Below are 21,078 nucleotides of genomic sequence, written 5' to 3'. Positions count from 1 at the left end.
AACTGGGTAGTAACCTCGCCGGGTGTCACCGACGGATGCCGCTGAGCTGGCGGGTCGCCACGTCGTTTTCCTGAGCTGGCGCGACACCCGCAACCCCGAGGGCGGGGGTGCCGAGCGCTACCTGGAGCAGATGGCCGCCGGGCTGGTCGAGCGCGGCTGCCGCGTCACGATCTTCTGCGTCGCGTACGCCGGCGCCGCCCCGGACGAGACCGTCGACGGCATCCGTTTCGTGCGCCGCGGCTCCAAGCTGTCCGTCTACCCGCTCGGCATGTGGGCGCTGCTGCGTCGCCGCCTCGGCCGGGTCGACGTGGTGGTCGACGTGCAGAACGGGCTCCCGTTCTTCACCCCGCTGGTCACCCGCGCGCCGGTCGTCGTCCTGGTCCACCACGTCCACCGGGAGCAGTGGCCGGTCGTCTACCCCGGACTGGCCGGCCGGGTCGGGTGGTGGATCGAGAGCCGGCTCGCGCCGCGGCTCTACCGCGGACGCCAGTACGTCGCCGTCTCGCGGGCCACGCGCGCAGAGCTGCGCGAGCTCGGCGTGACCGGGCCGCGGATCGCGGTCGTGCACAACGGCAGCGACCCCGTCGTGTCCGTCGACGCCCACAAGTCCGCGAACCCCTCCATCTGCGTGGTCGGACGGCTGGTCCCCCACAAGCAGGTCGAGCACGCCATCGACGCCGTCGGCGAGCTGCTCGAGGAGTTCCCGGACCTCCGGCTGCGCGTGGTCGGCAGCGGCTGGTGGGAGGCCGAGCTGCACGCCCACGCCCGCGAGCTGGTGGACCGCGGGGCGGTCGTCTTCGAGGGGCAGGTCTCCGAGGTCCGCAAGCACGAGATCTACGAGGAGTCGTGGCTGATGGTCCTGCCCTCGCTCAAGGAGGGCTGGGGTCTGGTCGTGGGCGAGGCCGCCGCGCACCGCACCCCCACGGTCGCCTACGCGAGCGCGGGCGGCACCCGGGAGTCGATCGTCGACGGCGTGTCCGGAGTCCTGGTCGACACCCCGGCCGAGCTGACGGCCGCACTCGGCGCGCTGCTGCGAGACACCGCCGGACGCCGGGTCCTCGCCGAGGGGGCGGTCCGGCACGGCGAGGGCTACACCTGGGAGCACTCGCAGGCGGCCTTCGCCCACGTGGTGGGCTCGGCACTGCGCGGAGAGCTGGTCAACGACCAGGACGCGACCGGGGACTGATCAGTCGCGAGAAGCAGCCGGCGTCAGCTGGTGGTGCCGTACTCGAGAACCGGGTCGCTGACGTTGGCCGGCGACTTCTCGGGAGGCGCGGTCTGCGAGTCGACGAGTCCGACGACCGTCGCACCGGCCAGACCTCCGCCGACCAGAACGCTGACGAACGCGATCAGAAATCCTTGCACGTGGGTTCCCTCCCTCTCGGGCCAGACCGTATCACTGGAATCCACGTCTCGTACGCATTCGCGACCACAGCAACGAGAACACGTTCCACGTGCCGCCGAGCAGCAGCAGGAGGAAGGCTCCCCAGGCGGCCGAGAGCGCCACGACCCAGCTCGTCGGGGGCTCGCGCAGGGCGACCGGGGCATCGATCCGGACCACGTCGACGCTCGCTCCGTGGAAGATCCGGGTGCCCGCGACCGGGGCGTCGTACGCCGGCGAGGTCGGCACGTCGGTCTCGCGCGCGACGATCCCGATGCCGAGCCGCCCGAGGGCGGTCGCCCGGCTCGTCGCGTCGGGCTCCTGCAGCGCGTCGAGCACCGCCGGGACCCGCGGGTCCTCCCCCGAGATCAGCCGGCCGTCGACCGCGAGCTGGTCGTTGACGACGTAGTCGCGCTGGAGGTAGCGCGCCAGCGGGTCGAGCACCTTGCGCCCGCCGTTCCAGGTCGGCGCGCGGTAGCTGGTGAACGGCAGCACCACGAGGTCGCCCGGGGGCGGGTCGGCGAGCGCCGCGCGGGCCGCGGCCCAGTCGTCGGGGTACGTCGCCGGGTCGAGGTCGCCTCCCCCGCCCCAGGCGGCGTCGGGCATCAGCGCCAGCGGGAGCAGGGCGCCGGCGACGCCGACGACGACCTTCGGCGCCAGCTCGCGCCACCGGCCGGCGAGCCGCTCCGCGCCCGCCGCCATCAGGGCTGCGGTCAGCGGCGCGCAGAGGGCGAGGAAGCGTCCGCCGTCGCGGAGCAGCCCACCCCCGGGCACGTGGCCGGCCAGGCCGCCGACGGTCTCGGGCGCGGCCCACGACAGCAGGGCGAGCCCGTAGCCGAGCAGCCAGGACGCGACCAGGGCGTCCATCGTGCGGCGCCCGAGGCGCTCGCGCAGCAGCGGCCACCCGGCGACGGCCGCGGCCACGAGCACACCGGCGAGCACCAGGGGGAGCACGACGCCGGTGCGCGAGGCCGGCACGACCTCGGCGTTCCAGATGCCGCCTAGGGTGAGGACCGACAGGGGCGTGGGCAGCGAGCCCTCGGCGTTGACGCCGAAGACGCCACCGGCGGCGCTCGAGGTCGCGCTGTCGAGGTGGAGCACGCCGGCGACGAGCCACGGGGCGTTGGCGGCCACCACGGCCAGCGCCAGGCGCACCGCACCCCGGCGGGTGAGCCCGACACCGAGCAGCACCAGGGCCGACATCACCCCCGCGTTCGCGCTCAGCGAGCCGACGACCAGCAGGAACGGGAGCGCGGCACCGAGGCGTCCGTCGCCGCGGAACCGCGCGGCCTCGACCACCAGCCACGGGAGCACCGCCCAGCACAGCAGCAGCGGCCAGTGCCCGATCCAGAGCCGTTCGACGACGAACGGGGTCCACACGTAGGCGCTCACGGCGACGAGCCGGGCCGCGGTCGACCGGCCCGCCAGCCGGATCGCGCCGAGGCCCCCGAGCGCGAGGGCACCGAGCAGGACGACCTTCTGCAGGACCATGCCGGGCACGACGCTGTCGAGGACGGCGACGACCGCGTCGGAGGGGACCGCGCGCGGGAGCGCCGTGCCGAGACCCCAGAAGTCGCCGCGGAGCGCGAGGTCGGGGACCCACACCATGTCGTAGGTCAGCAGGTAGCCCGGCCCCAGCGCCGGACCGAGCAGCAGCAGGCCCAGGGCGAGCGCCCAGGCCGCGGGTGCGTACCTCGCGACGAACCGCATGGTCAGATGGGGAGTCGGCGCAAGAGCGCCCGGGGCACGTGCCGCAGGCCCGACATGACGCCGCGCATCGCGCCCGGCACCCAGATCAGGTCGTCGCCGCCGGCGACTGCCTTGGTCACGGCGGCCGCGACGTCCTCGGCGGTCACCGAGAGCGGCGCCGCGTCGCGCCCCTCGGTCATCTTCGTGTGCACGAACCCGGGGCGGACCACGAGCACCCGGCCGCCGGTGCCGCGCAGCGCCTCGCCCAGCCCGAGGTAGAAGCCGTCCATGCCGGCCTTCGAGGAGCCGTAGACGAAGTTCGACCTGCGTACGCGCTCCCCCGCCACCGAGGAGAGCGCGACGATCACCCCGTGCCCCTGGCGCTTGACGACGGCGGCCAGGCAGACGCCGACGCTCACCGGCGCGACGTAGTTGACCGTGGCGAGGTGGACCGCAGCGTCGTGGTCCTGCCAGGCCTGCTCCTCGTCGCCGAGCACCCCGAAAGCGACCACCGCGACGTCGATGTCGCGCACCCGGGCGACGCCCTCGATGAGGTCGGCGTGGGTGTCGGTCGCCTCGGCGTCGAAGTCGACCGCTTCGACGCCCAGGCCGAGGCCGGCCAGCTCCGCGACGGCCGCGTCCCGCCGGGCACCCGGACGCGCGGCCAGCACGACGTACGGCGAGCCGGTCCGGGCGTAGTCGCGGGCCACGGCGAGCGCGATGTCGCTGGTGCCGCCCAGGAGGAGCAGGGTCTGCGGCTGACCGAGTGCGTTGATCATGGGGTCCTGTCAGAGGGCGAGGCGGCGGGCGAGGTCGGACTGGAAGACGTGATCGGGGTCCACGGTCTCGCGAACGGCGCGGAACTCGGGGAGCCGGGGGTACATCTCGGCCAGCACGTCGGGCCGCAGGCGCGCGTCCTTGGCGAGGTAGACCCGGCCGCCGGCGGCCACCACCAGCCGGTCGAGCCCGTCGAGGAGCGGTGCCAGGTCGGGGTGGGCGGGCACGTCGTACGCCAGGGTCCACCCGGCGAGCGGGAAGGACATCGGCGCGGCGTTGCCGGGACCGAAGCGCTTCAGGACCGCGAGGAAGCAGGGCAGCCGCTCCGCGGAGATCCGCTCGAGGATCCGCACCAGGGACTCCTCCTGTCCGTCGGGCACGACGAACTGGTACTGCACGAAGCCGTGCGGACCGTAGACCCGGTTCCAGTTCGCGACGCCGTCGAGCGGGTGGAAGAACGCTCCGAGCGACTGGATCTCGCCGTCCCGGTGGGCCGGTGACGTGCGGAACCACGCCTCGTTGAACGCGCGCACGCCGAGCGACGTGACCAGGTTCGTGGGCGACGGGAAGGGCACCGCGAGCCGAGGGGCGCCCGGCACGACCAGCGGCTCGGCGCCCGCGCGACCGCTGAGCTGGTCGCGGGTGGCGTGCTCGCCGCGCGAGAGCACGGACCGCCCCATCGCACGACCACGGGCGAGGGTGTCGATCCAGGCGACGGAGTAGGTGAAGTCGCGGTCGGACTCCCGCATCTCCCGCATCACGGCGTCGAGGTCGGGCAGCCGCTGGGTGGTGACCGTGGCGTACCCGGTCTCGACCGGGATCGTGCGGAGCACCGCCGAGGTGACCACGCCGGTGAGCCCCATGCCACCGACCGTCGCCCAGAAGAGGTCGGCGGAGCGGTCGGGTCCGACCGTGCGCGTGGAGCCGTCGGCGAGCACCAGGTCGAGGGAGGCGACGTGGTCTCCGAAGCTGCCGGCGACGTGGTGGCTCTTCCCGTGCACGTCGCACGCGATCGCGCCACCGACGGTCACGTAGCGGGTGCCGGGCGTGACCGGCACGAAGCGGCCGCGCGGCAGCAGGTCCACCATCAGCTCGTGGAGGCTGGTCCCGGCCGACACCCGGACCGTGCCGTCGGCGAGCGGAGCCTCGATGCGCCCGGCGAACGGGGCGAGGACGGTGCCGCCGGCGTTCTGCGCGGGATCGCCGTACGACCGGCCCAGACCCCGGGCGATCAGACCGCGCGGGCCGGCCCTACCCACGAGCTCGGCGACCTGATCGGGCGTCGAGCTGACGACGTGGCCGACCGTGGGCGCCGTGCGCCCCCAGCCCGTCAACCGCTCAGACACCCAGGACCCCCAGCGACAGGACCACGATCCAGACCACGCCGACGCCCTGCAGGACCCGGTCACCCCAGACGATGTCCTCGGGCTCCGCGGCCTGGCCGGCGTCGATGTCGACGGCGTACCGGAGCAGGCCGACCACGAACGGCAGGATCGACAGGGTGTGCCACGGGACGCCCGAGTCGCCGGCCTCCGCGCCGCCCTCGAACGCCCAGAGGCAGTACGCCGTGATGGTCGCCGCCGCCGCGATGCTCCAGACGAAGCGCAGGTAGGTGTCGGTGTAGCGGACCAGGGACCGACGGGTCCCGGCCTCGCTGCCGAGCGTGTGCAGCTCGGAGTAGCGCTTGCCGGCCACGATGAAGAGGGACCCGAAGCCCGCGACCAGGAGGAACGAGTCCGAGATCGGGATGTCCGCGGCCAGGCCGCCGGCGACGGCCCGCATCAGGAAGCCGCCCGCGATCAGGGTCAGGTCGAGGACCGGCTCGTGCTTGAGCCACAGCGCGTAGAGCAGCATCACCGCGATGTAGGAGCCCAGGAGCGCCGCGAACTCCCAGCGCATCGCGGCGGCCACCGCGACGCTGCCGGCGAACAGTGCCGCCGCCACGACCAGCGCCGTCCGCACGGACAGCCGGCCGGACGCGATCGGCCGGAACCGCTTGCGCGGGTGCAGCCGGTCGGCCTCCACATCCGCGCAGTCGTTGACGAGGTAGATCGCCGAGGACGCCGCGCAGAAAGCGACGAACGCGAGGAGGGTCGCGCCGAGGACACCGGGCTCGCCGATGTCACCGGCCGCGAGGGGCGCCGCCACCACCAGGAGGTTCTTGGTCCACTGCTTCGGTCGCATGGACCGGAGCACGGCGCCGGCGGGAGTCACGGCGGCGAGTCTAGGGTGCGGGTAGCGAGCGCAGGTCCGGACTCGCATACGCTTCCCTGCCGTGGCCCTTCGAACCCCGCGACTGACCGCCCTGCTGGGCGGCGGCGGGTCGATCGCGGTGGCGATGGGCGTCATGAACGTCGCGACCTACGGCTTCACGATGATCGCCGCGCGCCTGCTCGGCCCGAGGTCGTACGGCGCCCTCGCCAGCCTGATGGCCACCCTGCTCGTCATCACCGTGCTGCAGCTCGGCCTGCAGGCCACCGCCGCCCGGCGGATCGCTGCGGAGCCCGAGCACGTGGCCCAGATCGAGAAGACCATCCTGGGCGTCACCTACCGCGCGGCCGTGGCGCTCGGCGTGCTGCTCCTGGTGCTGACCCCGCTGCTCGACATCGTCCTGCGCCTGGACAGCCTCGGCACGGCCGCGCTGGTCTCGGTCGTGTCGGTGCCCTTCACGATCATGGGCGGACAGGCCGGCATCCTGCAGGGCGAGCGCCGGTGGGGGGCGCTCTCCATCCTCTACCTCCTCAGCGGGCTCCCCCGCCTGGTCATCGGCACCGCGCTGATCGTGTGGCAGCCGAGCGAGGCGGCCGCGCTGGTCGGCATCGGCATCGGCGCGACCTTCCCGGTGATCGCCGGCTGGCGCTTCCTGCGCCGCCCGCGCGAGTCCGGGGTGCAGAGCGAGTCGCACGGCTTCCGCAACGTGATCCGGGAGTCGTTCCACAACTCCCAGGTGCTGCTCGCGTTCTTCGCCCTCTCGAACGCCGACATCGTCGTCGCGCGCAACGTCCTCGACGGGCACGACGCGGGCCTGTACGCCGGCGGCCTGATCCTCACGAAGGCGGTGCTCTTCCTGCCGCAGTTCGTGGTGGTCGTCGCCTTCCCGTCGATGTCGACCAGCTCCGAGCGGCGCAGCGCGCTCACGCTCAGCCTCTCGCTGGTGGCCGTCCTCGGTGCGGTGACCACCGCGGGAGCCGCGGTGCTGCCCCAGCTGGCGCTGATCTTCGTCGGCGGCGACAACTACGACGAGATCGCCGACCACCTGTGGATCTTCGCGATCCTCGGCACCGTGCTGTCGATGCTGCAGCTGCTCGTCTACTCCGTGCTCGCCCGCCAGGGCCAGCGCTCGGCCTACCTGGTGTGGGCGGCGTTCGTCGCGGTCATCGCGCTCGGCCTGGCCGCCGACAGCCTGCGCGGCCTGCTGACCGTGGTCATCGTCGTCGACGCCCTGCTGCTGGCCGCGTTGCTGACGATCAGTCTCTACGTGACCCGCACGCGCCCGATGCCGGAGCCGATCGTCACGCCGCAGCCCTAGTGCGCTGCTTCGTGCCAGCTGTGCCCGGTGCCGACGGAGACGTCGAGCGGGACCGTCAGCTCCGCGGCGGCGCCCATCTGCTCACGCACCAGCGCGTCGAGCGTCTCGCGCTCACCCGGCGCGACCTCGAACACGAGCTCGTCGTGGACCTGGAGCAGCATCCGTGATGCCAGCCCGGCCTCGCCGATCGCGCGGTCGACGTTCAGCATCGCGATCTTGATCAGGTCGGCGGCCGAGCCCTGGATCGGGGCGTTGAGCGCCATCCGCTCGGCCATCTCACGGCGCTGCCGGTTGTCGCTGGTCAGGTCGGGCAGGTAGCGGCGCCGGCCCTTGATGGTCTCGGTGAACCCCGTCTTGCGCGCCTCCTCGACAACCCCGCCGAGGTAGTCGCGGATGCCGCCGAAGGTCTGGAAGTACTCGTCCATGAGGCCGCGCGCCTCGCCCGGGTCGATGCCGAGCTGCTGGCTGAGGCCGAAGGCGGACAGCCCGTAGGCCAGGCCGTAGTTCATCGCCTTGATCTTGGCGCGCATCTCGCTGGTGACGTCGTCGGCCGGGACGTCGAAGACCCGGGCCGCGGTGATCGAGTGGAAGTCACGGCCCGACTTGAACGCCTCGATGAGGAGGGCGTCCTCGGAGAGGTGGGCCATGATCCGCATCTCGATCTGGCTGTAGTCGGCGGTCATCAGCGACTCGTAGCCGGGTCCGACCACGAACCCCTCCCGGATCCGGCGGCCCTCCTCGGTGCGGACCGGGATGTTCTGGAGGTTGGGGTCGGTGCTGGAGAGCCGGCCGGTGGCCGCGATCAGCTGGTTGAACGTGGTGTGGATGCGGCCGTCGCCGGCCACGGTCTTGAGCAGGCCCTCGATCGTCTGGCGCAGCCGGGACACGTCGCGGTGGCGCAGGAGGTGGAGCAGGAACGGGTGCTCGGTCTTCACGTAGAGCGCCTGGAGCGCGTCGGCGTCGGTGGTGTAGCCGGTCTTGGTGCGCTTGGTCTTCGGCATGTCGAGCTCGTCGAACAGCACCACCTGGAGCTGCTTGGGCGAGCCGAGGTTGATCTCCTTGCCGATCACCGCGAACGCCTCCTCGGCGGCGGTGCGGACCTCGGTCGCGAAGTGGCCCTCGAGCGCCTCGAGGTGGTCGGCGTCGACCGCGATGCCCGTCTGCTCCATCTTCGCGAGCAGGTCGACCAGGGGCAGCTCGATGTCCTTGAGCAGGCGGGTGCCGCCGCGCTCGTCGAGCTCGTCGTCGAGCGCGGCGGCCAGGTCGAGCACCGCGCGGGCGTGCAGCATCTCGACCTCACCGGCCCTGCTGTCACCGAGCGCGTCGTCGAGCCCGTCGAGGCTGAGCTGCCCGTCGTCGGCCACACCCTGCTTGAGCTCGCGCTTGAGGTAGCGGACGGTCAGGTCGGCGAGGTCGTAGGAGCGCTGGTCGGGCCGGGCGAGGTAGGCCGAGAGCGCCGTGTCGCGGTCGAGCCCGGACAGCGGCATCCCCCAGGCGGCCAGCGCCAGCATCGGCCCCTTGGCGTCGTGGAGCACCTTGGGCCGGGCCGGGTCGGCCAGCCACGCCGCCAGCGCCGCCTGGTCATCGGCGTCGAGCTCGTCGGCCGACACCCAGGCGGCCGTCCCGTCACCCGTCGCCAGCGCGAGCGAGGTGACGTCGCCGCTGCCGGCGCCCCAGCTGCCGACCACGTGGACCCCGACCCGGTCTCCGGACGAGGCGTTCTGCTCGAGCCAGGCCGGCAGCTCGCCGGCCGCGAGGACGCTCATCGCCACGTCGAAGCCGGAGTCGTCGATCTCCTCCTCGGAGGTGAGCGTCTCGAAGAGGCGCTCGCGCAGCACCCGGAACTCCAGGCCGTCGAAGAGGGTGTGCACCTCCTGGCGGTCCCACGGGCGGATCGCCAGGTCGGCCGGGCCCAGGTCGAGGTCGAGGTCGCGGATCAGCGCGTTCAGCTGGCGGTTGCGGATCACGTCGCCCAGGTGGGCGCGCAGCGCCTCGCCCTTCTTGCCGGGGATCTCGTCGGCGTGGGTGATGACGTTGTCGAGCCCGTCGTACTGGTTGATCCACTTCGCGGCGTAACCCACCCCGACCCCGGGCACACCCGGGAGGTTGTCGGAGGTCTCCCCCACCAGCGCCGCGATCTCGGGGTAGCGGTAGGGCGGGACGCCGTACTTGTTCTCGACCCAGTCGGGCGTCATCCGGGCCAGGTCCGAGACCCCGCGCATCGGGTAGAGCACGGTCGACTCGTCGGTGACCAGCTGGATGGAGTCGCGGTCACCGGTGAGGATGAGCACCTCCATCTCCTGGGCGAGCGCCTGGGTGGCGAGCGTCGCGATGATGTCGTCGGCCTCGTAGCCCTCTTTCTTCAGGAACGGGATCCGCAGCGCGTCGAGCACCTCCTCGATCAGCGGCAGCTGGCTGCTGAACTCGGTGGGCGTCTTGCTGCGGCCCGCCTTGTACTCGGCGTACTCCGCGAGCCGGAAGGTCTGCCGCGAGACGTCGAACGCGACGGCGATGTGGGTCGGCTGCTCGTCGCGGAGCACGTTGATGAGCATCGACGTGAAGCCGTAGACGGCATTGGTGTGCTGCCCGGTCGTGGTCGAGAAGTTCTCCACCGGCAGGGCGAAGAAGGCCCGGTAGGCCAGGGAGTGGCCGTCCAGCAGGAGCAGGCGCGGGCGGGCGGTGATGGGAGCGGCGTCGGGCACCCTGCGACTCTATCGGCGACCGCCGACCGGCAGGATGGGGCCATGAGCGACGAGCTGAGCATCGACGACTACATCTCCTCCATGCCCGAGGGCATGGGCGGGCTCAACGAGAAGATGGGCATCCGGCTCACCGAGATCTCCGCCGAGCGGGTCGTCGGCACGATGCCCGTCGAGGGCAACACCCAGCCGTACGGGCTGCTGCACGGGGGCGCGTCCGTCGTGCTCGCCGAGACCCTCGGCTCGGTCGGCTCGGCCGTGCACGCTCACCCCGACAAGCTCTCGGTCGGCGTCGACATCAACGCGACCCACCACCGCTCCGCCACGTCGGGCACGGTGACCGGCGTCGCGACCGCCATCCACCTCGGGCGGAGCAGCGCGTGCTACGAGGTCGTCATCACCGACGAGCGCGGCAAGCGGGTCTGCACCTCGCGGATCACCTGCGCGCTGATGCCGCGGGAGCGGTACACCTAGCCTTCTGCACCGGCGCGGCTGCGCCGCATCGAGCGGCGCGCGGCGAGGACCTGCGTGAGCTGACGACCGCCGGACGACTGGGCCGGGCGGCGGTGCGCGCTGAGGCGACTGCGGACGGCGTGCGTGGTGGCGACGCGGAGCACGGCGTACGGACCGAGGGCGATCCGCGCCATGAAGCGGTTGGCGTCGCGCGAACCCGCGACCGCGGCGGTGGCGACGTGACCGATGCCGAGCTCCTCGGCCCACGTCACGGCGGCGTCCATGAGCGCGCTGCCGATCCCGTGCCGCTGGAAGCGGGGCAGCACGTGCGGCGACAGCGCCCGGACGACCGGCTCGAGGTTGAGCGGCGACAGGGTGGTCGCCTGGAGGTAGACGGCGCCGGCGAACTCACCGTCGTACTCGGCCACGATGATCCGCTCGACGGTCGAGTCGTCGAGGCCCGCGATGATGAGCTCGAGGTCGGCCGCCTGGTCCTCGACAGTGGTCCGCCGGAGGACGTCGGTCCACAGGTCGGCGAGGTCCGGCGCATCCGAGGGCACGGCCATCCTGAGCGACACCTGGGTTCGGGTCATCGGGTCATGGCCTTCCGGTTCTCCACACGTACGCCACGTCTCGTGTCCCCCGAACGCAGCACCACCCCAGGAGACTACGCTCAGCGTCGCTGTCCTGTCAGAGGAGTCCCTTGATCCCCGGTATCGGCACCCTGGTCAACGTGGCCACCGTCCTCGTCGGAGCGACCCTCGGGGTGCTGCTCGGCAACCGTCTCCCGACCCGCACCCGCGACGTCGTCACCGACGCGCTGGGGCTGGTGACGCTGCTCATCGCGGGGACGTCGGCGATCGCCGTCCTGGACGACGACCTGGCCGACAAGGTCGGCGACAGCGCCCCGATGCTGATCGTGCTGGGCTCGCTCCTGGTCGGCGGCATCGTCGGGTCGCTGCTCCGCCTGGAGTCGCGCGTGGAGTCCTTCGGCGGCTGGCTCCAGGGTCGCCTGTCGGGCGGGGCCGACTCGGCCGAGCGGCACCGGTTCGTCGAGGGGTTCGTGATCTCCTCGCTGGTCTTCTGCACCGGCCCGCTGACCATCCTCGGCTCACTCAACGACGGCTTGGGCAACGGCGCCGACCAGCTGTTCCTCAAGGCCGCGCTGGACGGGTTCGCGGCGATCGCCTTCGCGGCGTCGTTCGGCTGGGGCGTGGCCGCCAGCGCGCTCACCGTGGTCGTCGTGCAGGGGTCGCTCACGCTGCTGGGGCTCGCCCTGGGCGACGTGCTCCCCGACGCCCACCTCGCCGCGATCACGGCCACCGGGGGGCTGCTGCTCGTCGGCGTGGCGCTGCGCCTCCTCCGGGTGCGGGAGATCCCGGTGGCCGACCTGCTGCCCGCGCTGCTCGTCGCGCCGATTCTGGTCCAGTGCGCCGCCGCACTTCATTGACGTAACGGTTCGCTAACGACAGGGTGCCGTACGGCCCGGCACCAGACCCCCGGTCCTACGGTGACAGGGCTATGCCCAACCATCCGGGAGGGCGGGCGCGGTGAAGTGCAACAACGCGACAGAAAGGTTCACCCCGTGAATCGATCCACAACCGCCACATGGGTTCGACTGATGGCCGGCACCGCCGTCCTCAGTTTCGCCTTGGCAGCCTGCGGGTCCGACGGCTCGTCGGATGACGCAAGCGACACGCCCAGCGACACCCCCACCAGCGCATCGGCCCCCGAGTCGAGCGAGCCTCCGGCCGACTCGTTCACCAACGACAAGTGCGCCGCCAACCAGACCAGCGCGGACAGCTTCCGGGTGGGTGGCATCCTGCCGCTCACCGGCTCGCTCGCGTTCCTCGGTCCCCCGGAGATCGCGGGCGTCGGCCTTGCTGTCTCGGACATCAACGCGGCCGGCGGCGTCAACGGCGCCCAGGCCTGCCACGACGTCCAGGACTCGGGCGACTCGAGCGACATGTCGGTCTCGACCGCTTCGGCAGGCACGCTCGTCAGCTCCAAGCCCTCCGTGATCATCGGTGCGGCGTCGTCCAGCGTCTCGCTGAACGTCGTCGACACGTTCGCCGACAACAAGATCACGGAGATCTCCCCGGCCAACACCGCGGTGGACCTGAGTGGCTACTCGCCGTTCTACTTCCGCACCGCCCCGCCGGACGGCGTCCAGGGCAACGCGCTCGGCACGCTGATCAGCACCGACGGTTACTCGAAGGTCGCGTTCATCGTCTTCGCGGACACCTACGGCACCGGTCTCCGCAACGCGGTCGAGGAGACCATCAAGGCCGCCGGTGGCTCCTGCACCTACGGCTGCAAGGGTCAGGGCGACGAGTTCCCGCCCGGACAGACGACGTTCTCCTCCGAGGTCAGCAGCGCCCTCGCGTCGAAGCCCGACGCGATCGTCGTCCTCGCCTTCGACGAGACGAAGTCGATCGTCCCCGAGCTGAAGTCGCAGGGCTGGGACATGTCCAAGACCTACTTCACGGACGGCAACACGGCCGACTACAGCAAGGACTTCGCCAAGGGCACCCTCGACGGCGCCCAGGGCACGATCCCGGGTGCTGACCCCGACCAGACCTTCAAGGACCGCCTCAGCGGTTGGGCCGAGGTCGGCGAGGGCAAGCCGCTGTCGGACTACTCGTACGGCGCTGAGTCGTACGACGCCACCATCCTCGCCGCGCTCGCCGCGGTGAAGGGCGGGGCGACCGACTCGGTCACGGTCCAGAAGAACCTGGCTGCGGTCTCCGGCGCCACGGACGGCGAGGAGTGCAACACCTACGCCGACTGTGTCGCCCTGCTCGGCGACGGCAAGGAGATCCGGTACGCCGGACCTTCGGGCATCGGTCCGATCGACGACGAGAACGACCCGTCGTCGGCGTTCGTCGGCATCTACACCTTCGACGCCAACAACAAGAACGAGCTCACCAGCACGGTGGAGGGCTCGAAGGGCTGATCGCCTGCTGATCAGCTCCTCGGCACCACGCTGAAGGGCCCCGGACCTCACGGTCCGGGGCCCTTCTTCATGCCCTGCCTTCTGCAGGCCCTGCCTTCTTCCGGGCAGCTGGACAACCGGGATACTCCCTGACGTTTCCGGGGTCGGACACGCCGCACGGTGCCCGAATCGTCAGGGACTATCCCGGTGACAGTCCCAGAAGGGCTGGGAGGAGCTCCTCAGCTGCAGGACGCGGGTCGATCAGTGCTCGCGCGCCTCGTCGACGTCCTTGGCCAGGGTGCCGAGGTAGAGCTCGATCACCTTGGGGTCGTTGGCCAGCTCGCGGCCGGTGCCGGTGTAGGCGTCGCGGCCCTGGTCGAGCACGTAGCCGCGGTCGCAGATCTGGAGGCAGCGGCGGGCGTTCTGCTCGACCATGACCACGCAGACGCCGGTCTTGTTGATCCGGCGGGTGCGCAGGAAGGTCTCGTCCTGGCGGACCGGCGACAGGCCGGCGGACGGCTCGTCGAGCAGCAGCACCGAGGGCTCCATCATCAGCGCACGGGCCATCGCCAACGACTGGCGCTCACCGCCGGAGAGGGCGCCCGCGCTCTGGTTGCGGCGGTCGTGGAGGACCGGGAAGAGGTCCCACATCGCCTTGAGGCGCTCCGCCGCCTTCTTCGGGCGGAGGAAGAGGCCCATGCGGAGGTTCTCCTCGATGCTCAGCGACGGGAAGACGTTGTTGGTCTGCGGCACGAAGCCGACACCCATCTCCACCAGCTGGTTGGTGCGCAGGTTGGTGATGTCGCGGTCGCCCAGCACCACCGTGCCGGAGTGCACCTTCACGAGGCCGAACATCGCCTTGAGGAGGGTCGACTTGCCGGCGCCGTTCGGGCCGATGATGCCGATCATCTCGCCGGGGTAGGCGACCAGGCTGCACCCGTTGAGGATGTTGACCCCCGGGAGGTAGCCCGCGACGACGTCCTTGGCCTCGACGACGGCCTTCCGGGTCTCTGTCGCGACCCCGCCCTGCTGCTGCTCGGTCATCGCAGTCCCTCCGCCTCTTCCTCGGCCTGACGTTCGGCTTCCTCGGCCGCCACCTCGGCCTCGATCTCCTCGAGCGCCTCGTCGGTCAGCAGCGCGTCGTCACCGAGGTCGGTGTCGTGGTGCGCGCCGAGGTAGGCGTCGATCACGGCCGGGTTGGACATCACCGTGTCGGCCGCACCCTCGGCGACCAGTCGGCCCTCCGCCATCACGGCGACCCAGTCGGAGATGTGGCGTACGACGTGCATGTCGTGCTCGACGAAGAGCACGGTCATGCCCTCGTCGCGCAGGGTCTGGATGTGGCCGAGCAGCGACTGGGTCAGCGCCGGGTTCACGCCGGCCATCGGCTCGTCGAGCATGATCATCTTCGGGTCGCTCATCAGGGCGCGCGCCATCTCGAGCAGCTTGCGCTGACCACCGGAGAGGCTGCCGGCGTAGTCGTGCTTCTTCTCGAGCAGCTTGAAGCGCGCGAGCAGCTCGTCGGCCTTCGCCTCGATCTCGCGCTCCTGGGCACGCCAGACGCCGTGGAACATCGACTTGAAGAGGTTCTCCCCGGCCTGGTTCTGGGCGCCGAGCATCATGTTCTCGATCACGGTCATCCGGCTCAGCGCCTTGGTGAGCTGGAAGGTCCGGACCATGCCGGCCTGGGCGACGCTGGACGCCGAGGTCTTGTCGAGCTTGCGCCCGTCGAAGGACCAGTGCGCGCCCTGCTTCGCCGAGGTCGGCTTGTCGAAGCCGGTGATCAGGTTGAAGAACGTCGTCTTGCCGGCACCGTTCGGGCCGATCAGCGCGGTGATGATGCCGCGCTGGACCTCGAGGTGGCCCACGTCGACGGCGGTCATGCCGCCGAACTGGCGCACGATGTGGTCGACGACCAGGATCGGGTCGGGCTTGCTCGCGCCGGGCGTGGCGTCGAGGGTCGCGACCAGGGCCGTACGGGCGGCCGGGTCGGCCATGTCGTTGGTCGTGATGGTGTGCTCAGACATCGAAGCGCAGCTCCCTCTTGTTGCCCAGGATGCCTTGTGGCCTGAAGATCACGATCAGCATCAGCGCAACACCGACCACGATGTAGGAGAACTGCTCGGTCTGCTGGGCGTTCATCACGCTGTCCGGGATGTAGGCCGAGGCGGTGTACTTGATCCCGATCCGGCAGCCGAAGAAGATCAACGCTCCGAGCACCGGACCGAAGATCGTCGCGGCACCGCCGATCAGCAGCGCGGTGTAGCAGAAGAACGTCAGCGAGCGGCCCATGGAGTCGGGCTGGGTGCTGGACGGCAGCACGTAGATCATGCCGCCGATGGCACCGAACAGGCCGCCGATGATCAGCGCCTGCATCTTGATCGAGAAGACGTTCTTGCCGAGCGAGCGGATCGCGTCCTCGTCCTCGCGCACGCCTCGCAGGAGCCGGCCCCAGGGGCTGCGGACCAGCAGGAACACGAGGAACGTGCAGATGGCCACGATCGTCCAGGCGACGAACCGGACCCACCAGCCGTTGACGCCGGTCGACTGGTTCGGGACCGGGAACAGGAAGAAGACCAGGAGGACGGCCAGGACACCCAGGACGACCGCGGCGCCGACCTTGGCGCCGCCCGCGAGGCCGGCCTTGCCGCGCAGCACGTAGACGAGCCCCACGATCAGGGCGACGAGCACGATCCACCCGAGGATCCGGACCCACGCGGCACCGCCGGCGACGTCCAGGTAGTTGAACGGCCACAGGGTGAAGGAGCCGTTGCCGAAGAAGGAGAGCGACGTGAAGGGCGTGCGGTACTGGCTGCCGGGGATGCCCTGGGCCGCACCGGTGAAGTCCGAGAGCAGCGACGATCTGCCGACGTACCTGAGGATCTCGGCGGCCGAGATCGTCACGATCGCCAGGTAGTCACCACGCAGCTTCAGGGTGGGTACGCCGAGCACCAGCGCGAAGATGAGCGCGGCGCCCAGCCCGAAGAGGATGCCCACGGCGAACGGCAGGCCGTGCCAGACGGAGATCGCCATGCCGTAGGCGCCCAGCAGCATGAACCCGGCCTGGCCGAAGTTCAGCAGGCCGGTGAAGCCGAGGTGGATGTTGAGGCCGATGACGGCGATGGCGACGGCGGCGGTCTGCGGGGAGAGCGTCTCCCGCATCATGCCGTTGAGAATTCCCTGGATGGTGTCCATGTCCCCGTCCTTCCTCAGCCGACCCGCTGCGGCTTCCCGAGCAGGCCCTGGGGCCGCACGAGCAGGAGCAGGATCAGGATCAACAGCGCGGTGGCGTACTTGAAGTCACCCGGCATGCCCACCACCGGGGAGACCTCGACGACGAGGCCGATGACCAGGGCGCCGAGCAGCGCGCCGAACGCCGTGCCGAGACCACCCAGCGTGACCGCCGCGAACAGCAGCAGCAGGATCTGCAGACCGGAGTCCCACTTGATGCCGTTGACGACCAGCGCGTAGAGGATCCCGGAGAGTCCGGCCAGGCCCATCGCGACCGTCCAGACCAGGCGGATCACCTTGTCGGTGTCGATGCCCGAGGCCGAGGCGAGGGCCGGGTTGTCCGACACCGCCCGGGTGGCCCGGCCGATGCGGGTGCGCAGCAGGGCGAAGCCGACGGCGGCCAGGACGACGATCGAGATCGCCATCGCCACCAGCGACTGGTTGGTGATCGTGACCGAGCCGAACGTCCGCACCGACGGGTTGTCCTGGACGACGCGCACCGTCCCGGCGCCGAGGAAGTACTGGAAGACGTACTGCAGCGACAGCGAGAGACCGATCGTCACGATGATCATCTGGGTCAGGCCCAGGCCCCGGCGCCGGAGCGGCTGCCAGAGCACCCGGTCCTGGAAGTAGCCCGAGAACGCACAGGCGAGGACCACCAGCACTCCGCCGATCCAGAGGTTCAGGCCCCAGCTGTTCACGAACAGGTAGCCGAGCACGCCGCCGAGGGTGACCTGCTCCGCGTGCGCGAAGTTCGAGAGGCCGGTCGTGCCGTAGATGAGCGAGAGCCCGACGGAGGCCAGGGCGAGCAGGAGCCCCAGGCGCAGGCCGTTGACACCGCTCTGGACGAGCTCGTCGACCTTGCTCGTGGAGGCGTCGTACGACGCGGTGCGGACGTCGAACAGAGCCGGCAGGGTCGCGCCGAACTTCGCCTGGACCGTGATCTCCGACTTCGCGACGTCGAGGTCCTTGGGGAGGGTCGTCTTGTCGAGCGCGACCGTGTAGGTCCCCTCCTCGTCGACCTGGACGTTCCACTTGCCGGTGTCACTGGTGACCGCCTCCTGGACGGTGCCAGCCTCGTCGGTCACGGTGATCGTGACGTCGGGGAGGACGCCGTCCTCGGTGCGGAGCGTGCCGGCGATGCAGGCCTTGTCCGGGCCGGGGAGGCAGAGCGTGTCGACGGCGCCCGCCGATGACTGCCCGAGGAGGACGATCAGGGGCGCGACGAGCATGGCGAGGAGAAGGCCTGCGGCCCGCCTACTCACTGCCCGTGCGCGGACTGCGTGTCGAGTCGTCAACTCGGTCCTCCCTCCGGGCACCCGGCCGGGCACCGACGGCAGTCTAGGGGTCAACTCGCCGTCCAGCGCCACATCGCGCGGTTCGATCGGCGGGTCACGGTGCGCCTTTACCGAAGCGTGATCTGCGAGTGATCCGGACGTTGCTCGTCCACAGGTGCCGGCGGTCAGCCCGCGATGCTCGGACCGTGCGTGATCACGCCGTCCGCGACCTGGCGCATCGAGAGGCGGAGGTCCATCGCGGTCTTCTGGATCCAGCGGAACGCGTCGGGCTCGGACAGCTGCAGCTGCTGCTGCAGCACGCTCTTGGCCCGGTCGACCGCCTTGCGGGTCTCGAGACGCTCGGTGAGGTCGGCGACCTCGGACTCGAGCATGGCCAGCTCGGCGAAGCGGCTGACCGCCATCTCGATCGCGGGCACCAGGTCGGTCTGGGAGAAGGGCTTCACGAGGTACGCCATCGCGCCGGCGTCGCGGGCCCGCTCGACGAGGTCCCGCTGCGAGAAGGCGGTGAGGATGACGACCGGGGCGATCCGCTGACCGGCAATCCGCTCCGCGGCGGCGATGCCGTCGAGGACCGGCATCTTGACGTCGAGGATGACCAGGTCGGGTCGGAGCTCCTCGGCCAGCTGGACGGCCATCTCGCCGTCGCCCGCCTGGCCGACCACGTCGTAGCCCTCCTCGGAGAGCATCTCGGCGAGGTCCATCCGGATCAGGACCTCGTCCTCGGCGATCACGACGCGACGGGTCGCGGCGCTCGCGGGCTCGGGGGTCGGCGGGTGGGTCGGCTGGCTCACGGGCAGAAGGCTAGCCGCCCGCGACCCGCCGTACGCGCGGGACCGTCAGGCTGGACGCCTGGTCGCGGCGGGCGTCGCTGCCGCCACGCGTCGGTGCTGCCGGAGGAAGAGCTCGATCTCCTGACGCTCGACCCGCCGGCGGCTGAGCTCGGTGCTCGCCGCGCGGGCGTTGACGACCGCGGCCCGGTTGCTGTCCTGACTCCACTGCCACGGCTTCCACCACGACCCCATGACCGACCTCCACCTGTGCGGCACCCGATGTTGACCACAAACAATAGTTAGTTACTCGACTTTTGCCAAGGCGTCATGCCTCCGGGAGTTTCGGTAGGGTTCTGCAGCCGCTGGCCCCGATAGCCCAACGGCAGAGGCGATGGTCTCAAACACCATTCAGTGTGGGTTCGAATCCCACTCGGGGCACGCCGGCCGGTCGGCCGCGCACATCACGAAGGAGCGCCACATGGGCACAGTCATCGGCATCATCGGTCTCGTCGCCGCCATCTGGGTGATCGTCGAGGTCGCACGCTCCTCGGCGAGCACCGCGGCCAAGGTGATCTGGATCGTCTGCGCGATCCTCTTCTCCATCGTCACCGCGGCCGTGTGGGCCCTCTGGGGTCGCAAGGAGTTCGGCGGGCGCAGCGCAGTGGTCTGAGGCATCGCCCTCGGGCGGGAACGTGCACAGGGTGCGTGCACCGCACAGCCGAGGAGGGAGGCGGCCCGGGTTCGGGCCGCCGACCTGTCGGGGTCGGACGCCGCGGCGAGGTACGAGCTAGGCGTCCGTCGACCGGCGGTAGGCCGGGGCGACGCCCTTGATGGCGTCGCCCATCCGGTGGATGCGCAGCGCGTTGGTGGAGCCGGGGATGCCCGGAGGCGCCCCGGCGATGATCACGACCAGGTCGCCCTCGCTGACGCGGCCGATCTGGAGCAGCTGCTCGTCGACCTGGCGGACCATCTCGTCGGTGTGCTCGACCATCTGGGTCAGGAACGTCTCGACGCCCCAGCTCATCGCGAGCTGGGACCGGACCGCGGGGACCGGGGTGAACGCGAGGACGGGCACCGGGCCACGCAGCCGCGACATCCGGCGGGCGGAGTCGCCGCTCGTGGTGAACGCGACGACGTACTTGGCGTCGACCCGCTCGGCGACCTCCTCGGCCGCCTTGGCGATCACGCCGGAGCGGGTGTGCGGGTCCCAGTCGATCTTGGCGAACACGCCGACCTCGTCGCCGGACTGGATCGCGTGCTCCTCGGTCGACGTGATGATCCGGGCCATGGTCTCGACCGTGTGCACGGGGTACTCCCCCACGCTGGTCTCACCGGAGAGCATCACGGCGTCGGCGCCGTCGAGCACGGCGTTGGCGACGTCGGAGGCCTCGGCGCGGGTGGGCGCCGGGCTCGAGATCATCGACTCGAGCATCTGGGTCGCGACGATGACCGGCTTCGCGTGCAGGCGCGCCTTGCGCACGATCTGCTTCTGCAGGAACGGCACGTCCTCGAGCGGGCACTCCACGGCGAGGTCACCGCGGGCGACCATGAAGCCGTCGAAGGCGTCGATGACCTCGTCGAGGTTCTCGATCGCCTGGGGCTTCTCGATCTTGGCGATGATCGGGAGGTGCACGCCCTCCTCGTCCATGATCTTGCGGACGTCGTCCGCGTCCTTCGCGTCGCGCACGAAGCTCAGCGCGATGAAGTCGACCGTGAGGTGCAGGGCGAAGCGCAGGTCCTCGATGTCCTTCTCCGACAGTGCGGGGACGGACACCGCGACGCCGGGGAGGTTGATGCCCTTGTGGTTGCTGACCTTGCCGCCGACCAGGACTTCGGTGCGGACGTCGGTGCCTTCGACACCGGTCACCCGCAGCCGGACCTTGCCGTCGTCGATGAGGATCGGGTCGCCGACGTTCACGTCACCGGGCAGGCCCTGGTACGTCGTGCCGGCCACCTGGTCGTCACCGGGCACGTCGCGCGTCGTGATCGTCCACTGCTGGCCGCGGTGGAGCACGACGGGGCCGTCGTCGAAGGTCGAGAGCCGGATCTTCGGGCCCTGGAGGTCGGCGAAGATGCCGACGCCGTGGCCGCTGGCGTCCGAGGCCTCGCGCACGAGGCGGTACGCCTCGGCGTGGTCCTCGTGGGTGCCATGGCTCATGTTCAGCCGGGCGACGTCCATCCCGGCGTACACGAGTTCGCGGATGCGCCGCGGCGACGAGGTCGCCGGACCCAGGGTGCAGACGATCTTGGCTCTACGCACGGGCCCTACCCTAGCGTGACTTTGATCGTTCAAAGACCGAACCCCGGGTCCTGGGC

Annotated in this window: 20 protein-coding genes and 1 tRNA gene; 7 read left to right on the top strand and 14 right to left on the bottom strand. The window is 70.9% G+C overall.

All coding sequences use genetic code 11. The features are described 5' to 3' along the window. Positions 1 to 22: 22 nt before the first annotated feature. Complete coding sequence (locus tag PD653B2_RS18535; protein ID WP_085873876.1) at positions 23 to 1,186, top strand: glycosyltransferase family 4 protein; 1,164 nt, start codon at positions 23 to 25, stop codon at positions 1,184 to 1,186. Positions 1,187 to 1,209: 23 nt separating this feature from the next. Here PD653B2_RS18535 and PD653B2_RS25135 read toward each other — a convergent pair whose 3' ends face one another. The 5 genes from PD653B2_RS25135 to PD653B2_RS18515 are packed head-to-tail and all read right to left on the bottom strand — an operon-like array spanning position 1,210 to position 6,061. Then, complete coding sequence (locus PD653B2_RS25135; RefSeq protein WP_165763535.1) at positions 1,210 to 1,365, bottom strand: hypothetical protein; 156 nt, start codon at positions 1,363 to 1,365, stop codon at positions 1,210 to 1,212. 31 nt (positions 1,366 to 1,396) lie between these two features. Further along, on the bottom strand, positions 1,397 to 3,091 hold the full coding sequence (locus PD653B2_RS18530) for a hypothetical protein (protein ID WP_085873875.1): 1,695 nt from the start codon (positions 3,089 to 3,091) through the stop codon (positions 1,397 to 1,399). A 2-nt stretch (positions 3,092 to 3,093) separates the two neighbouring features. After that, positions 3,094 to 3,849, bottom strand: a complete 756-nt coding sequence (locus PD653B2_RS18525; protein ID WP_085873874.1) for a decaprenylphospho-beta-D-erythro-pentofuranosid-2-ulose 2-reductase — start codon at positions 3,847 to 3,849, stop codon at positions 3,094 to 3,096. Positions 3,850 to 3,858: 9 nt separating this feature from the next. Beyond that, on the bottom strand, positions 3,859 to 5,193 hold the full coding sequence (locus PD653B2_RS18520) for an FAD-binding oxidoreductase (protein WP_207559319.1): 1,335 nt from the start codon (positions 5,191 to 5,193) through the stop codon (positions 3,859 to 3,861). Beyond that, positions 5,186 to 6,061 (bottom strand): decaprenyl-phosphate phosphoribosyltransferase, encoded by an 876-nt coding sequence (locus tag PD653B2_RS18515; protein WP_242665341.1) that lies wholly within the window; start codon positions 6,059 to 6,061, stop codon positions 5,186 to 5,188. Before PD653B2_RS18515 ends, PD653B2_RS18520 begins: the two co-directional genes overlap by 8 nt. Positions 6,062 to 6,122: 61 nt before the next feature. On the opposite strand from PD653B2_RS18515, the gene PD653B2_RS18510 reads away from it, so the two are divergent. Then, entirely contained in the window at positions 6,123 to 7,376 is a 1,254-nt protein-coding gene (locus PD653B2_RS18510; RefSeq protein WP_242665340.1) for a lipopolysaccharide biosynthesis protein, read from the top strand. Here PD653B2_RS18510 and polA read toward each other — a convergent pair. Further along, entirely contained in the window at positions 7,373 to 10,078 is a 2,706-nt protein-coding gene (polA, locus tag PD653B2_RS18505) for a DNA polymerase I (RefSeq protein ID WP_085873871.1), read from the bottom strand. The two genes, PD653B2_RS18510 and polA, sit on opposite strands and share 4 nt — an antisense overlap. Positions 10,079 to 10,120: 42 nt before the next feature. Between polA and PD653B2_RS18500 the strand changes: the two genes are divergently transcribed. After that, positions 10,121 to 10,549, top strand: a complete 429-nt coding sequence (locus tag PD653B2_RS18500; RefSeq protein ID WP_085873870.1) for a PaaI family thioesterase — start codon at positions 10,121 to 10,123, stop codon at positions 10,547 to 10,549. Here the strand turns inward: PD653B2_RS18500 and PD653B2_RS18495 are convergent. Next, positions 10,546 to 11,121, bottom strand: a complete 576-nt coding sequence (locus tag PD653B2_RS18495; RefSeq protein WP_085873869.1) for a GNAT family N-acetyltransferase — start codon at positions 11,119 to 11,121, stop codon at positions 10,546 to 10,548. The genes PD653B2_RS18500 and PD653B2_RS18495 overlap by 4 nt on opposite strands. A 110-nt stretch (positions 11,122 to 11,231) precedes the next feature. Here PD653B2_RS18495 and PD653B2_RS18490 point away from each other — a divergent pair, with 110 nt between their 5' ends. After that, on the top strand, positions 11,232 to 11,978 hold the full coding sequence (locus tag PD653B2_RS18490; RefSeq protein ID WP_207559320.1) for a DUF554 domain-containing protein: 747 nt from the start codon (positions 11,232 to 11,234) through the stop codon (positions 11,976 to 11,978). A gap of 171 nt (positions 11,979 to 12,149) precedes the next feature. Next, entirely contained in the window at positions 12,150 to 13,484 is a 1,335-nt protein-coding gene (locus PD653B2_RS18485) for an ABC transporter substrate-binding protein (RefSeq protein ID WP_085873868.1), read from the top strand. Between the two features lie 240 nt (positions 13,485 to 13,724). Here PD653B2_RS18485 and PD653B2_RS18480 read toward each other — a convergent pair whose 3' ends face one another. From PD653B2_RS18480 to PD653B2_RS18455, 6 genes are all read right to left on the bottom strand, one after another. Next, positions 13,725 to 14,507 (bottom strand): ABC transporter ATP-binding protein, encoded by a 783-nt coding sequence (locus tag PD653B2_RS18480; RefSeq protein WP_085873867.1) that lies wholly within the window; start codon positions 14,505 to 14,507, stop codon positions 13,725 to 13,727. Next, the gene (locus tag PD653B2_RS18475; RefSeq protein ID WP_207559321.1) at positions 14,504 to 15,490 is read right to left on the bottom strand and encodes an ABC transporter ATP-binding protein; all 987 of its coding nucleotides are present in this window, start codon (positions 15,488 to 15,490) and stop codon (positions 14,504 to 14,506) included. Before PD653B2_RS18475 ends, PD653B2_RS18480 begins: the two co-directional genes overlap by 4 nt. Next, complete coding sequence (locus PD653B2_RS18470; protein WP_089504019.1) at positions 15,483 to 16,658, bottom strand: branched-chain amino acid ABC transporter permease; 1,176 nt, start codon at positions 16,656 to 16,658, stop codon at positions 15,483 to 15,485. The genes PD653B2_RS18475 and PD653B2_RS18470 overlap by 8 nt, the downstream gene beginning before the upstream one ends. A gap of 14 nt (positions 16,659 to 16,672) precedes the next feature. Then, positions 16,673 to 17,926, bottom strand: a complete 1,254-nt coding sequence (locus PD653B2_RS18465; protein WP_085873866.1) for a branched-chain amino acid ABC transporter permease — start codon at positions 17,924 to 17,926, stop codon at positions 16,673 to 16,675. A gap of 230 nt (positions 17,927 to 18,156) precedes the next feature. Beyond that, positions 18,157 to 18,783, bottom strand: coding sequence for an ANTAR domain-containing response regulator (locus PD653B2_RS18460; RefSeq protein WP_089504018.1), 627 nt, complete (start codon positions 18,781 to 18,783; stop codon positions 18,157 to 18,159). Positions 18,784 to 18,828: 45 nt separating this feature from the next. Next, positions 18,829 to 19,014, bottom strand: a complete 186-nt coding sequence (locus PD653B2_RS18455; RefSeq protein ID WP_085873864.1) for a hypothetical protein — start codon at positions 19,012 to 19,014, stop codon at positions 18,829 to 18,831. A gap of 113 nt (positions 19,015 to 19,127) precedes the next feature. Here PD653B2_RS18455 and PD653B2_RS18450 point away from each other — a divergent pair. Both PD653B2_RS18450 and PD653B2_RS18445 read left to right on the top strand, forming a co-directional pair. Then, a tRNA-Leu gene (locus tag PD653B2_RS18450) sits at positions 19,128 to 19,200 on the top strand. Between the two features lie 40 nt (positions 19,201 to 19,240). Further along, complete coding sequence (locus PD653B2_RS18445) at positions 19,241 to 19,432, top strand: PLDc N-terminal domain-containing protein (protein WP_165763534.1); 192 nt, start codon at positions 19,241 to 19,243, stop codon at positions 19,430 to 19,432. Between the two features lie 117 nt (positions 19,433 to 19,549). Here the strand turns inward: PD653B2_RS18445 and pyk are convergent, their stop codons facing one another. Continuing rightward, positions 19,550 to 21,022: a pyruvate kinase gene (gene pyk, locus PD653B2_RS18440; RefSeq protein WP_085873862.1), complete on the bottom strand. Its 1,473-nt coding sequence runs from the start codon at positions 21,020 to 21,022 to the stop codon at positions 19,550 to 19,552. Between the last annotated feature and the right edge of the window lie 56 nt (positions 21,023 to 21,078).

It is taken from the genome of Nocardioides sp. PD653-B2, assembly GCF_002117935.1.
GTDB lineage: Bacteria > Actinomycetota > Actinomycetes > Propionibacteriales > Nocardioidaceae > Nocardioides.
The sequence above is the reverse complement of the archived record's forward strand: the minus strand, read 5'-3'. Positions and strand labels throughout refer to the sequence as shown.

Excerpts from the sequence above, each read along its gene's own strand:
- PD653B2_RS18485 (WP_085873868.1), top strand. The coding sequence starts at position 12,150 with ATGGCCGGCACCGCCGTCCTCAGTTTCGCCTTGGCAGCCTGCGGGTCC.
- PD653B2_RS18500 (WP_085873870.1), top strand. The coding sequence starts at position 10,121 with ATGAGCGACGAGCTGAGCATCGACGACTACATCTCCTCCATGCCCGAG.
- PD653B2_RS18495 (WP_085873869.1), bottom strand. The coding sequence starts at position 11,121 with ATGACCCGAACCCAGGTGTCGCTCAGGATGGCCGTGCCCTCGGATGCG.
- PD653B2_RS18530 (WP_085873875.1), bottom strand. The coding sequence starts at position 3,091 with ATGCGGTTCGTCGCGAGGTACGCACCCGCGGCCTGGGCGCTCGCCCTG.
- PD653B2_RS18470 (WP_089504019.1), bottom strand. The coding sequence starts at position 16,658 with ATGGACACCATCCAGGGAATTCTCAACGGCATGATGCGGGAGACGCTC.
- PD653B2_RS18480 (WP_085873867.1), bottom strand. The coding sequence starts at position 14,507 with ATGACCGAGCAGCAGCAGGGCGGGGTCGCGACAGAGACCCGGAAGGCC.
- PD653B2_RS18445 (WP_165763534.1), top strand. The coding sequence starts at position 19,241 with ATGGGCACAGTCATCGGCATCATCGGTCTCGTCGCCGCCATCTGGGTG.
- PD653B2_RS18525 (WP_085873874.1), bottom strand. The coding sequence starts at position 3,849 with ATGATCAACGCACTCGGTCAGCCGCAGACCCTGCTCCTCCTGGGCGGC.
- PD653B2_RS18465 (WP_085873866.1), bottom strand. The coding sequence starts at position 17,926 with ATGCTCGTCGCGCCCCTGATCGTCCTCCTCGGGCAGTCATCGGCGGGC.
- PD653B2_RS18455 (WP_085873864.1), bottom strand. The coding sequence starts at position 19,014 with ATGGGGTCGTGGTGGAAGCCGTGGCAGTGGAGTCAGGACAGCAACCGG.
- PD653B2_RS18475 (WP_207559321.1), bottom strand. The coding sequence starts at position 15,490 with ATGTCTGAGCACACCATCACGACCAACGACATGGCCGACCCGGCCGCC.